At 68.5% G+C, this 12,237-nt stretch carries 13 protein-coding genes; 10 read left to right on the top strand and 3 right to left on the bottom strand.

The genetic code is table 11. The features are described from left to right. Window positions 1-90 precede the first annotated feature (90 nt). Together RTM68_RS10635 and RTM68_RS10630 are read left to right on the top strand one after the other, a co-directional pair. Complete coding sequence (locus RTM68_RS10635; RefSeq protein WP_312170663.1) at window positions 91-1,137, top strand: NAD(P)-dependent alcohol dehydrogenase; 1,047 nt, start codon at window positions 91-93, stop codon at window positions 1,135-1,137. A gap of 229 nt (window positions 1,138-1,366) precedes the next feature. After that, entirely contained in the window at window positions 1,367-3,073 is a 1,707-nt protein-coding gene (locus RTM68_RS10630; RefSeq protein WP_312170662.1) for a DUF222 domain-containing protein, read from the top strand. A gap of 54 nt (window positions 3,074-3,127) precedes the next feature. Here the strand turns inward: RTM68_RS10630 and RTM68_RS10625 are convergent, their stop codons facing one another. The 3 genes from RTM68_RS10625 to wecB form a co-directional block, all read right to left on the bottom strand. After that, the gene (locus RTM68_RS10625; protein ID WP_312170660.1) at window positions 3,128-3,802 is read right to left on the bottom strand and encodes a GntR family transcriptional regulator; all 675 of its coding nucleotides are present in this window, start codon (window positions 3,800-3,802) and stop codon (window positions 3,128-3,130) included. 1 nt (window position 3,803) lies between these two features. Next, on the bottom strand, window positions 3,804-4,499 hold the full coding sequence (locus tag RTM68_RS10620; RefSeq protein ID WP_312170659.1) for a GntR family transcriptional regulator: 696 nt from the start codon (window positions 4,497-4,499) through the stop codon (window positions 3,804-3,806). A gap of 64 nt (window positions 4,500-4,563) precedes the next feature. Beyond that, the gene (gene wecB, locus RTM68_RS10615; protein ID WP_312170657.1) at window positions 4,564-5,730 is read right to left on the bottom strand and encodes a non-hydrolyzing UDP-N-acetylglucosamine 2-epimerase; all 1,167 of its coding nucleotides are present in this window, start codon (window positions 5,728-5,730) and stop codon (window positions 4,564-4,566) included. 99 nt (window positions 5,731-5,829) lie between these two features. On the opposite strand from wecB, the gene RTM68_RS10610 reads away from it, so the two are divergent. The 8 genes from RTM68_RS10610 to RTM68_RS10575 form a co-directional block, all read left to right on the top strand. Continuing rightward, a complete protein-coding gene (locus RTM68_RS10610) occupies window positions 5,830-6,573 on the top strand; it encodes a GntR family transcriptional regulator (RefSeq protein WP_312170655.1) in 744 nt (247 codons plus the stop codon). Further along, window positions 6,570-7,406, top strand: a complete 837-nt coding sequence (locus RTM68_RS10605; protein WP_312170653.1) for an Ig-like domain-containing protein — start codon at window positions 6,570-6,572, stop codon at window positions 7,404-7,406. The genes RTM68_RS10610 and RTM68_RS10605 overlap by 4 nt, the downstream gene beginning before the upstream one ends. A 160-nt stretch (window positions 7,407-7,566) precedes the next feature. Further along, window positions 7,567-7,722, top strand: coding sequence for a hypothetical protein (locus RTM68_RS10600; RefSeq protein WP_312170651.1), 156 nt, complete (start codon window positions 7,567-7,569; stop codon window positions 7,720-7,722). 336 nt (window positions 7,723-8,058) lie between these two features. Continuing rightward, window positions 8,059-8,574: an archaeosortase/exosortase family protein gene (locus RTM68_RS10595; RefSeq protein WP_312170650.1), complete on the top strand. Its 516-nt coding sequence runs from the start codon at window positions 8,059-8,061 to the stop codon at window positions 8,572-8,574. 58 nt (window positions 8,575-8,632) lie between these two features. Continuing rightward, the gene (locus RTM68_RS10590) at window positions 8,633-9,985 is read left to right on the top strand and encodes a glycosyltransferase (protein WP_312170648.1); all 1,353 of its coding nucleotides are present in this window, start codon (window positions 8,633-8,635) and stop codon (window positions 9,983-9,985) included. Between the two features lie 97 nt (window positions 9,986-10,082). Then, window positions 10,083-10,640 carry a hypothetical protein gene (locus tag RTM68_RS10585; protein ID WP_312170647.1) on the top strand — a complete coding sequence of 186 codons (558 nt, stop codon included), beginning with the start codon at window positions 10,083-10,085 and terminating at the stop codon, window positions 10,638-10,640. Window positions 10,641-10,683: 43 nt separating this feature from the next. Then, window positions 10,684-11,250 (top strand): DNA-3-methyladenine glycosylase I, encoded by a 567-nt coding sequence (locus RTM68_RS10580; protein ID WP_312170645.1) that lies wholly within the window; start codon window positions 10,684-10,686, stop codon window positions 11,248-11,250. A gap of 102 nt (window positions 11,251-11,352) precedes the next feature. Next, on the top strand, window positions 11,353-12,237 hold an 885-nt coding region (locus RTM68_RS10575), incomplete at its 3' end, for a serine/threonine-protein kinase (RefSeq protein WP_312170644.1).

Below are 12,237 nucleotides of genomic sequence, written 5' to 3'. Positions count from 1 at the left end.
CCCGGCCCGTCTCGTGTGCGGTCAGGTGTCGCAGAGGGAGGCGCGAGTAGTGTCGACCTGGCCCACCCGAACCGACCCGAGGAGTCTGCGATGACCCGTGTCCACGCCTATGCCGCACCCAGCGAAGCCGCTCCGCTCGAGAAGACCGTCATCGAGCGTCGAGAGCTCGGCCCGAACGACATCCTGATCGACATCGCGTTCGCCGGCATCTGCCACTCCGACATCCACACCGTGCGCGGTGACTGGGGTCCGCAGCAGTACCCGCTCGCCCCGGGGCATGAGATCGCCGGAACCGTCGCCGCCGTCGGCGCCGACGTCACGAAGCACTCCGTCGGAGACCGCGTCGGTGTCGGATGCCTCGTCAACTCGTGCGGCGAGTGCCGCAGCTGCCTGCAGGGAGATGAGCAGTTCTGCGCGAACGGCGCGATCTTCACGTACGGCAGCACCGACCGCGACGGCACCGTCACGCAGGGCGGCTACTCGGAGCAGGTCGTCGTGACCGAGTCGTTCGCCGTGCGCATCCCCGACGCCCTCGCACTCGACGTGGCTGCGCCGCTGCTGTGCGCGGGCATCACCACCTACTCGCCCCTGCGGCACTGGAACGTGGGTCCGGGCTCGCGCGTCGCGGTCGTCGGTCTCGGCGGTCTCGGACACATGGGTGTGCAGATCGCGCACGCGCTCGGCGCCGAGGTGACCGTGCTGTCGCAGACCCTGAACAAGAAGGACGACGGGCTGCGGCTCGGGGCAGACCACTACTACGCGACGGGCGATGCAGACACGTTCCGTTCGCTGCGCAACTCCTTCGACGTCATCCTCAACACGGTCAGTGCTCCTGTCGACCTGCGCGCCTACCTGGGACTGCTCGACGTGGGCGGATCGATGGTGTGCGTCGGCGCTCCGGCCGAGCCGCTCGCGGTGAACGTCTCGTCGCTGATCGGAGGCCGCCGCTCGCTGGCCGGATCGAACATCGGCGGCATCGCTGAGACCCAGGAGATGCTCGACTTCTGCGCCGAGCACGGTATCGCCGCGGAGATCGAGGTCATCTCGGCCGCGCAGATCAACGAGGCGTACGAGCGCGTGCTGGCGTCGGACGTGCGGTACCGCTTCGTGATCGACGGGTCGACCTTCGCGGACTGAGCCGTCTGCCTGCGTGATCCCTGACGCAGGCGAGAAGCACGCGAACCGCGGATGGGGGCTTCGGCTCCTGTCCGCGGTTCTGTGTCTTCCGGGCCGAGGCGTCGCTCGTCTCAGGTGTTCTTCGGGATTCCGGAACGGTGGGGTGGTGTTCCGGAATATGCTTCTGATCTGGTCGATTAGTGGCTGGTTTCGGGGTGGGGATGTCGGTGGTGGCGGGTTGGATGGGGTCATGACCACCCGCACACACACGCTTTTAGATCAGGCGGTCGCCTGTCTGGATGAGGTGCTGTCCGGCACCGCGTTGGCGGGGCTGTCGGACGGGGAGCGCGTCGGTGTGCTCGTGTCGGCGGGGGCGGCGTTCCGGCGGGTCGAGGCGGTCGTGGTCGAGACGCTGGCGAGTACGGATGGGGCGGGGCTTGCGCATGCGGCGGGGTGTCGGTCGGAGAACGAGCTGGTGCAGCGGACCCTGTTGACGGATGTGTCGGGGGCGACGCGGGTCGGCAGGGTCGCCGGTCTCGTGCACCGGGAGGTGGGTCTGACGTCCGGGGAGAGGTTGCCTGCCCGGTGGCCGGCGCTGCGGGAGGCGCTGCTGGACGGGGCGCTGAGCGTGGCGGGGTTCGTGGCGGCGGTGGGGCCGTTGGAGAGGTGTCGGGATCGGATCAGCGTGGAGGAGCGGCTCGGGGCGGATGAGTTCCTCGCCGAGCAGGCCCGCGGGGTCCGGCTCGATGCGGACGTCGACCCGGATGCTGGCGTTGATGCGGATGCGGATGCGGATGCGGATGCGGAGGTTGCGCGGGGTCCGAAGCCGACTCCGGCGGACCTGCATGTCCTCGCCCAGGCGCTTGCCGCACTGTTGGATCCGGACGGCGCAGAGCCGGATGACAAGAACGCGCAGCAGCATCGCGGGATCACGATCGGACGGTTGAAGGACGGGCTCCGGTCGATCCGGGGCTGGTTGTCGCCGGAGGTCGCCGCACAGTTGGAAGTGATCCTCGACGCGATCAACAACCCCCGCGGCGACGGCCCACCCGAGCCCGGGGTGCGATTCGCGCCGGCCGGAGGCAACGGCGATGAGAGCGATGTTCGAGACACCAGCAGTCACACCGACTCCGCCTCCGCCTTTCACTCCGACTCCGACTCCGACTCCGACTCCGACTCCACCGTGTCCCACTCTCACAGTGGTGACGGGCACAGTAGTCACGGACGCCGTGGTGACGGGCGTCGTGGTGGCGGGTTCGATCCCGTCTCGGAGGGGCTTGCCGATACCGCTGACCCGTTCAACATCGACCCGCGTGGGGTGATCGACACTCGCACGGCGGCGCAGAAACGCCATGACGCGTTCGCGGCGGCGATCGGGGTCGCGGCCCGGCACGCGTCGATGCCCACCGTCGCCGGCGCCGCCCCGACCCTGGTCGTCACGATCGATGCGAAAGACCTCGCCGACGGTACCGGGTGGGCGATGCTCCCCGGCGCACACGGGCACCCCTTCGGACACACCCCTGCTCGTGTCGCGGCGCAGACCGGGTGCACCGGCACGATCCACCGGGTGATCATGGACGAGGGACGCATCATCGCCCTCAGCACCACCCAACGGGTCTTCACCGCCCACCAACGCCAGGCGATCATCGCCCGCGACCGCGAATGCCTCATCCCCGGATGCCACACCCCCGCGACCTGGTGCGAGATCCACCACGTCACCGAACACGCCCGAGGCGGCCCCACCCACACCGACAACGGCGTCCCCCTCTGCTACTTCCACCACCGATCCCTCGACGGATCCGGATGGGAGATCCGCATGACCGCAGGCATCCCCCAAATCAGAGGACCCGCCTGGTGGGACCCCCACCAGCAATGGCACACCCCCACACACAACCTGCCTCTTCGGGGGAGACGCCGACGCAGTCGGTCCCGCCGAACCTCATCCCGATCTGCATGACGGGACTGGCAGCACTCGGTGTCGGAGGCCCGGAGTCTCCCGCGCTCGGGGCTGTCAGTCCGTGGGGTCGGGCACGCGATAGCGGTCGATGAAGTTGCTGCGGGTGGTCTCATGCAGCTCGTGGATGAGGTCTCCGGCACGCTCGCCGTCGCGGCTCTGCACGGCAGCGGTGATGGCGCGGAGGAACTCGAGAGCCTGCTGCGGGGTTCGGAGGTTCTCGCGGGGGGTGAGGAACCGGGTCAGCTTCAGCGAGAGCGTCTCGGCCTTCGTCCGCAGCACGGAGTTCGGTGCCGCGCGGACGGTGACCAGGAAGTAGTCGCGGATGGTCTGGCCGATCGCTGCGTGATCGTTCTCCGCCACTGCCTCGGCCACACGATCCAGCTGGTGGCCCAGCTCCTCGATCTGCTCGTCCGTCAGGTTCGCCGTGTTCGTCCGAGCGAGGTGCTCATGAATCGCGCCGGTGACGAAGAGACCCTCGTTGATCGCGGTGACGTCGACGGGCGCCACCCGCGTGTGGCGGTGCGGCACCAGTTCGACGACGTCCTCCTCAGCGAGCCGGTTCAGCGCCTCTCGGATCGGCGTTCGAGACGATCCCAGCCAGGTCATCAGCTCTTCGTCGTGAAGGACCTCGCCGGGTTCGAGCGTGCCGTCGAGGATGGCGGCCAGAATCGTGTCGTAGACCTCATCGCGCAGCAGACGCCGCGGGTGAGGGGTGTCGGTGGTGGACATGTCAGGCGCTCTCGTCTTCCGTCACGGTCATGGCAGCGGTCTCGGCGGCATCACGCGCCATCACGCTCGCGACGCCGGCAGTGAAGTAGGCGCTCACGGCATGGGCCGCTGCATCAGCGTCCCCGGCAGCCGCCGCGGAGGCCAGCGCGTCGAGCGCCGCAGAGGTGTCGGTGGCATCGAGCGCTCCAGGTCGAGCCGTGATCATCCGGGTGACGTGGGGCACCGACCTCTCGCGGATGCGCTGGATGAGCGTATTGCGGTAGCGATCGATGAACACGCTCATCAGTGCATCCACGATGCGTGCGCGCTCGAGTGCTTCACGGGTTCGACTCACCGTCGCGTGAAGCTCGGCGATCCGCGCGCGATCCGCGTCCGTCAGCAGGGCCACGGCCTCACGCACAGCGGCGGAGTACACGACGCCGAGCATCTCCATCTCCTCGGCGAAGCGGATCGGATCCAGCGGGGCGATGCGTGTGCCGCGCTGGGGGAGGACCTCGATGAGCCCCATGCCCGCCAGGCGGTTCACCGCTTCGCGGATGGGCGTGCGCGACGCTCCGAGCCAGGTCTCGAGTTGCTTGTCCGAGATCGGCTCGCCCGCGACGAGGTCTCCGGACACGATCGCATCGAGAAGCGTGTCGAAGATCTGATCGCGTAACAGCTTCCGCGGCATGCGGGCTGGTGTCTGGGGAACGGGCATACGTCGATGCTAGCCCGGAAGCATCTAAATATCTAATATATCAATGGGGAGAAACGCGCCGCGTTCAGGCTGCCATCCCCGCGCTCCGGATCGCTGCTCCGGCGGCGACATCCCTCGCGATGCGGGCGATCTGCGTGCTGGCGCTGCCATCTCCGTAGGGGCACGGCAGGCCGTCGAGATGGTCGGAGCCGTCTCGCAGCATCTGATTCGCTGCGGCGGCGATGTCGACGCCCGGAGTGGCGAGTACGGCGAACCCCGCGTCGATGGATTCGGGCCGTTCCGTGCTGCGTCGCACCACCAGAAGCGGTCGTCCCAGCACAGTGCACTCTTCCTGCAGGCCTCCCGAATCCGACACGAGAAGTGCCGCGCACGACGCGAGAGCGAGGAACTGGGAGTGGTCGGCGGGGTCGGTGAGCAGCACGCGACCCGGGTGGGGCGTGAGACCGAAACGCTCGATCGCCGCGCGTGTACGCGGATGCGCGGGCAGGAGCACCGGCGCGTCGATCTCGCCCAGTGCGACGAGCACGCGGGCGAGGGACTCGCGAGTGTCGGTGTTCTCCGGGCGGTGGATCGTCGCGAGGACGAATCGCTCCGGCACCTCGCCACACGGGAAGAACTGCGCGATCGGCGCCGCGCTCCGGCGGAGCGACTCCTTCGTCGCCTCGACGATCGTGTTTCCTGTGACGACGATCCGATCAGCGGGAACTCCCTCGCGTCGCAGATTCTCCGCGTTGTGCTCCGTGGCGGCGCAGTGGACGTCGGCGAGGACGCCGACGACCAGGCGATTGAGCTCTTCCGGCATCGCTCGATCGTGTGAGCGCAGGCCCGCCTCGACGTGGATCACGGGGACGCCCGCATAGTTCGCCGCCTGCGCTCCTGCGGACACCGCGTTCGTGTCGCCCTGCACGATGACGGCGGACGGTGCCCTCTCGGCGAACAGGGTCGTGAGCGCGGCGATGGCGGTCGCGATCTGGGTGCCTCTGTCGCGGCCGCCGACGCCCTGGAGCACGACGTCGGGTTCCCCGATGCCGAACTGCTCGAGGAACTGTCCCGACAGTGCGCGGTCGTAATGCTGCCCGGTGTGCACGACGAGTGCTCGGTCTCCCAGCTCGGCGATGACGGGGGCGAGCTTGATGATCTCGGGACGGGTGCCCAGCACGACCGCGATGTCCTTGCGGGGCCGGGGCGATTCCGTGCTGCGGTGTCGTGCTTCTCGTGAGTGACGCGCCATCGAGGCTCCTAAATATTAGATGATTTGTGCTGGCAAACTAAGTATGTCATGCTCTAATCGTCTAATATGTTAGTTCGATGAGAAGGGGAGGTGATGTCGATGAGCCTCGTGGAAGAGCAGCTGCGCCCTCAGCTCCTCAGTGGCCTCGCGTACGAGCGACTGCTGGAGGGGGTGATCAGCGGTCGACTCGCCCCCGCGCAGCGGCTGCGCCTCGATCTGCTCGCACACACCTGGGCCGTGTCGCGCACGCCCGTCCGCGAAGCTCTGCAGCGCCTCGCCGACATGCGCCTGGTCGATGTGTCGCCGAACGCCGGCACTCGCGTCGCTGCATGGTCGAGTGTCGACATGGTCGAGCGAGCCCGCGTCATCGGGGCCCTTCTCGCGCGAGAGCCGCTCGCGCCCATCGACCGCGATGTCGCGGCGGAGTCATCTGCTGACGCGAGCTGCGAGCTGATCGAGTACCTCGACCTCGCCGACCGACTCATCCGCCTCGGGTTCGCTCGTCTCGGAGAGCGACTGGTCCGCGATCACATCGATCCGCTCCGGCTCTTCGTCGATCGTGCGACCGCCCGCAGCCACGGCATCGACCTCGATGAGGGAGTTGGCAGGCGGCGCGAGCTCCTCGATGCGGCGATCGCGGCGTCACGGCGCCACGATCCGGTCGGTGCCCGCGAGGCGCTCGCCGCGTTCTCCGGTCTCTTCGTCGCTGCGCTCGCATCGGCGCCCCCCGCGACCTCATCCACTCGGTCGCACCACAGCTCCCCCCAGGAAGAGCACTGCTCAGTGCACACGTCAGCTCGCGGTGCCGATCACGGCGAGCATTCTCGAAAGGAAACACCATGAAGAAGTCCACGAAGATCACCGCAGGCGTCTTACTCGGCGGCCTCGCCCTTCTCGGAGTCGTCGCGCCGGCGAGCGCGCAGACGCCCGGTACGGCAGTCGGCACGCTGGCGCAGGGCTCGTTCACCTCCGACGCGTGGGTGGCGGGTGCGCAGCCGACGCTGAGCGCGACGGGCACGGCGGTCATCGACCTTCCTGCTGTCGGAGCGACCGGCACGATCTCCAGTGGCGGGCTCTGCCTCGACTACTCCGGATCGGCGGAGCCCGTCGCCGTGGTCTGCGATGGCGGCGCCAACCAGCTGTTCAGTGCTGAGCGCAGCGCAGACGGAACGACATTCTCTCTGAACGCCGTGAACAGGCCGCTCGAGACGCGTCGCCTCACGGTCGGGTCGTCGGCGACCGAGGGGCGCCTCATTCTGCGCGCCTACTCGACCGCAGGAACTCCGTGGCTGAAGACCGGACTCACGGCAAGCCACTCGTCCGTCGTCCTCGACGGCGCCTCGGGCGGCCTCATGCCCACGTTCTCGGGACTCGGCGAGCCTGGCATGACGGTCGAGGTCCGTGGTCAGGACGACACTCTTCTCGTCGCCACCACCGTCGCGGCCAACGGTTCGTGGACGGCGCAGTCGACCGTCGAGCTTCCCGAGGAGTCCTACACGGTGACCGCCGTGCAGAACGACGGCGAGCACACGAGCACCGACGACCTCACGTTCACGGTCGTCGCCGCCCCGATCGCCGATCCGCTGCTCGCCGGCGGCGCGGCCATGGTGTTGGCCATCGGCGCGGCAGGTGCGTTCGCCGTGCAGCGTCGGCGCGCTGCGCTCTCCGCACTCTGATGCACCGGGGTCGCGCGGACGTTCGTCGTCGACGTGCTCGCGCGGCCCCGCCCCCCCACATACACGACGCCCTCCGAACTCCCGTCAGGCGCTGACTCGGCCTGACGATCTGAGCCCCCGCGAAGAAAGAAGGACACACATGTACGGAGCGAATCCCCCCGTGATCGGTACTGCCGCCGGAGGTGCGCTCGCCGCGACCGGCGCCGACCCCACCTGGCCTCTCATCCTCGTCGCCGTCTGCCTGGTGGCCGGCACCTTATTACTCGTCCGCGATGCGCACCTCCGCCGCGTGGCGGCGCGGACCGCACAGGCCTGATCGGGCTTCCGCGACCACGGACGGTGGTTGGTCGCAGCCTCATCGACGGCCGGACACGGGGTGTGGACGAGCGAACGCTCGGCCACACCCCTTCTCTGTGCAGTGTCGGGATCTCTGTGCAGTGTCTGAGAGCCGGTCGCAGGAGAGGGCTCTGGCAATCTAATCATGTAAAATATTAGTAGTGAACATCCCTCCCCGACCGCCCCCATGAAACGAGCCCAGCCGATGCCCATCGCCCATCCGACCGCGCCGACCGCGCCGACCGCGCCGACCGCGCCGACCGACACAGAGCGACCTCGAGACCGACGGTCGTCGGCACCGAGCGCTCCGCGAACAGTGGACCGCGTCGCACGTGCGCTCTTCGCTCTGTCGCTTGCGGGTGGCATCGTCTGGATGCTCGTGCGGGCCGATACGGTTCGGGCGTGGGAAGCCCACCTGGCCGCATGGTGGATGGATCCGTGGGTCCGTCGCGGCACGACCGCCTTCGAAGACACGTACATGGTCTGGATCAGTGAGAACCACCTCGTGGGCTTTCAGGTGACCGCGGAGTGCACCGCGGTCATCCTCCTTGCGCCGCTCCTCGCCCTGGGCGCCGGACTCATGCTCTCCACCCGGGTGAGCTGGCTCCGGGGCATCCTCGGCATCGCGGCCTCGTCCCTGGTCATGGTGCTCGTCAACCAAGCGCGTCTCGCGCTGATCGCCCTGTCGACGCAACAGGGCGGTCTCGAAGCGGGCTACGAGTTCGGCCACCGCTTCGCGGGGTCCGTCGTCGGTATCGCGGGGTTCGCGGTCGGCCTCATCGTGCTCCTTGCCGTGACCGGTGTGCGCCGTCGCCGCCGCGCTCGATCCTGACCCGCGGCACCTGTCAGACCAACCTGACCCCTCATCCGATCACACGCACAGGAAGCCCATGCCCTCCCTCCTCGGCTCCATCTCCCTCGTCCTGACGGTGATGTTCCTCGCATACATGACCTTCATCCTGATCCCCTACGTCCGGCATCGGAAGGAGCAGCCCGGCGACCCCGCGCGGTTCGACTGGCACATCTTCGTGCCCTGCCGGGATGAGGCCGCGGTGATCGCGACCACGATCGCGAGGCAGCGGGAGCGGTTCCCCTCCGCCCACCTCTGGGTGATCGACGATGACAGCGACGACGACACCTCCGCGATCATCCAGGCGCATGCCGACGCCGATCCGTTCGTGCACCTCGTGCAGCGTCGACGGCCGCTCGCCCGCACCGGCAAGGGCGATGCCCTGAACAGCGCCTACGACGATCTCTGCCACTGGCTCCCCGCCGGCGCCGACCGCGATCGCATCATCGTGGCGGTCGTCGACGCAGACGGTGAGATGGCGGCGAACGCACTCGCGGCGGTCGCGTCGGACGACTGCTTCGGCGACCCCGTCGTGGGTGCCGCGCAGATCACCGTGTGGATGAAGAACCGTGATGACCGGAGGCCGTACCCCGACAGGGGGCGGGTGGCGAACGCCTTCGCCCGATACCTGATCCGGATGCAGGATGTGGAGTTCCGCACCGTGATCCTCGCCATGCAGTCGCTGCGATCGAAGACCGGAACCGTCGGACTCGGCGGCAACGGCCAGTTCACCCGACTGTCCGTGCTCGACCGAATCGGTGAGGGATACGGTGCGCCCTGGCACGGTGCGCTGCTGGAGGATTACGAGCTCGGACTCCATGTGATCCTCGCCGGCTATGAGAACCGCCAGGTGCACGACACCTGCGTCGCGCAAGAGGCCCTGCCGAGTCTGCGGCGCCTGCTCGCCCAGCGGACCAGATGGTCGCAGGGCAACATCCAGTGCGTGAAGTACATCTCCGACATCGTGCGCTCGCGGCACTTCGACAGCTCGGGTGTTCTCGAGTGCCTCTACTATCTCTTCCTGCCGTTCCTGCAGATCATCGGGCTCATCGTCATCGTCCTCACCCTGATCTTTCAGGGCGCCGCGATCGCCTCCGATCCTGTCGTGCTCAGCGGCCTCATCGATCACATGTGGGCCTTCGTCCTGCTCGGACTCCTCTTCGGCATCGGACCGTTCGCGGTCTGGGGCGTGCTGTACAAGCTGCGCTGCGAGCCCGGGTCGACGTGGCTGCAGGCCGTGGGCTGGGGTGCGGGTCTCTTCTTCTTCGTGCAATACATCCTGATCTCCGTGACTCGCGCGATGCTGCGAGTCGCCCTGGGGCGAAACGGCTGGGCGAAGACACGTCGCAACGCCGAGACCCATGTCGTGGGCCCGGTCGCGGTCGATGTCTGATGTGCCCGCGGCGCCTGCTCGGCCGCGGGCTCTCGCGGGCGCCGGGGCGCATACTCGGCGCCTCTCGCGCACCCGTCGCTCGGCTCGTGTCGCTGCGGTGGTGCTGCTCGACAGCTCGATGGTGCTCGCCGGAGCGGTCATGCTGTGGCACAGCGGTGGTCGCACGGTCGTCGACGGCGCCTGGAGCTTTCAGGTGGGCTGCGTCCTGGCGGTCGCTCTGGCACTGGTCGCCAGGCCGCGACTCGTCGGATCGCTCGCGGTCGAGCGCATCGTGATCGGGATCGAGGTCGTCGGGCTCGCGGCGCTGATCGCGGTGTGGCTGTCGTCCGGACGCTACCTCGTCGGCTGGCTCGCGACCTTCGCAGCATTCGTGCTCATGATCGCGTCGATGTGGCAGCTGCTCGCCATCATCGTCACCCGCCGCCCGCCGTCGTCAGCCGCACCGCCGAGAGAAGGACGAGCGCGGATCTGCGGGTCGCTCTCCTCCGTACGCTCATGGTCGGTCGGGGGTGGCCTGGCAGCTCTCGTCGTGCTGACACCCGTCCACGGCGCAGACGCGGGCATCCTCAGCGGGCTCGTCGTGCTGATCAGCGGTGCGGCCCTCCTGTCGTTCGCGGTGCGCACCTGGGTCTCGGCGCTCGCCCGCACCTCCTGACGCGCTCCGCCTCGATGTCTGCGCCGGTCGCTAACGTGGTCGCATGACCTCCCTTGCCATCGGCCCCGACGATCGCGCCCGCTGCGCCTGGGTGGGCGACGACGCCGAGTACCGCCGCTACCACGACGAAGAATGGGGCACGGCTCTGCACGGAGACCGGGCCCTGTTCGAGAAGATGGCGCTCGAGGGCTTCCAGGCCGGGCTCTCCTGGATCACGATCCTGCGCAAGCGGCCGCGCTTCCGCGAGGTGTTCGCGGGGTTCGACGTCGCGGCCGTCGCAGAGTTCGACGAGAGCGACGTCGAGCGGCTCATGGCCGATGCCGGCATCATCCGCAACCGCGCGAAGATCGAGGCGACGATCGGCAATGCGCGTATCGTCCGCGCGATGGCCGACGGCGAGCTCGACGAGCTGATGTGGTCCTTCGCGCCCGTGTCCGGGACCCGGCCCGCGACCCTGTCCGACGTCCCGCCCGTCACGCCCGAGTCGACGGCCATGAGCACAGAACTGCGACGACGAGGCTTCCGCTTCGTGGGGCCGACGACCATGTACGCGCTCATGCAGTCGACCGGAATGGTCGACGACCACGTCATCGGATGCTGGCGGGGCTGAGCGGACTCCCCGGATATACTCGGTGACCGGGGGGAACGCCTTGCGCGTGGCGTCAGGCTCAGGCACGGCGCGGTCTCCCTGCACCGACCGTGAGGAGCATGAGTGGCCACGCGCATGGCATCGACCCCGCCGACGTTGGCGGGCTACAGCTACGTGCGCCCCCTCGGCTCCGGCGGGTTCGCCGACGTCTTCCTCTACGAGCAGGACATGCCTCGCCGTGTCGCCGCCGTCAAGGTGCTGCTGGCCGACGCCGTGAACCCCGAGGTGCTGCGCACCTTCAACGTCGAGGCCGACATCTCCGCCCGCCTCAGCGCGCACCCGTCGATCGTCACGATCTATCAGGCCTCGATCTCGGCCGACGGGCGCCCGTACTTCGCCATGGAGTACTGCCCCGACACCATGAGTGCGCGCTACAAGAAGGCCCCGCTGCCGCTCGCCGACGTGCTCGACACCGGCGTGCGCATCGCCGGTGCGCTCGAGACGGTGCACCGCGCCGGTCTGCTGCATCGAGACATCAAGCCCTCGAACGTGCTGATCAACTCGCTCGGCACGCCCGTGCTCGCGGACTTCGGCATCGCCGCCGCCGTCATCGACGAGGGCGACGGCGAGACGATCGCCATGTCCGTGCCGTGGAGCTCGCCCGAGGTGCTGCAGGAACGGGTCACCGGATCCGTCCCCAGCGAGATCTGGAGTCTCGGCGCCACGCTCTACACGCTTCTCGCCGGCCGGAGCCCGTTCGAACGCGCAGACCGCGGCTCCAACTCGCGTGATCAGCTGACCGACCGCATCATCAAGGCGCGATACACGGCGGTGCCCGTGCCGGGCATCCCCCCGATCATCGACGACATCTTCGCGACCGCGATGCAGCGCGATCCCGCCAAGCGCTTCACGAGCATGGCCGAATTCGCCGAGCGTCTGCGCTGGGCGCAGTACGAACTCGGCATCCACCCGACCGCCTTCGAAGCCGCCTCCGCCGAATGGGCCGCG

This window comes from Microbacterium sp. (assembly GCF_031988965.1).
GTDB lineage: Bacteria > Actinomycetota > Actinomycetes > Actinomycetales > Microbacteriaceae > Microbacterium.
The sequence above is the reverse complement of the archived record's forward strand: the minus strand, read 5'-3'. Positions and strand labels throughout refer to the sequence as shown.

Excerpts from the sequence above, each read along its gene's own strand:
- RTM68_RS10635 (WP_312170663.1), top strand. The coding sequence starts at position 91 with ATGACCCGTGTCCACGCCTATGCCGCACCCAGCGAAGCCGCTCCGCTC.
- RTM68_RS10630 (WP_312170662.1), top strand. The coding sequence starts at position 1,367 with ATGACCACCCGCACACACACGCTTTTAGATCAGGCGGTCGCCTGTCTG.
- RTM68_RS10625 (WP_312170660.1), bottom strand. The coding sequence starts at position 3,802 with ATGTCCACCACCGACACCCCTCACCCGCGGCGTCTGCTGCGCGATGAG.
- RTM68_RS10620 (WP_312170659.1), bottom strand. The coding sequence starts at position 4,499 with ATGCCCGTTCCCCAGACACCAGCCCGCATGCCGCGGAAGCTGTTACGC.
- wecB (WP_312170657.1), bottom strand. The coding sequence starts at position 5,730 with ATGGCGCGTCACTCACGAGAAGCACGACACCGCAGCACGGAATCGCCC.
- RTM68_RS10610 (WP_312170655.1), top strand. The coding sequence starts at position 5,830 with ATGAGCCTCGTGGAAGAGCAGCTGCGCCCTCAGCTCCTCAGTGGCCTC.
- RTM68_RS10605 (WP_312170653.1), top strand. The coding sequence starts at position 6,570 with ATGAAGAAGTCCACGAAGATCACCGCAGGCGTCTTACTCGGCGGCCTC.
- RTM68_RS10590 (WP_312170648.1), top strand. The coding sequence starts at position 8,633 with ATGCCCTCCCTCCTCGGCTCCATCTCCCTCGTCCTGACGGTGATGTTC.
- RTM68_RS10580 (WP_312170645.1), top strand. The coding sequence starts at position 10,684 with ATGACCTCCCTTGCCATCGGCCCCGACGATCGCGCCCGCTGCGCCTGG.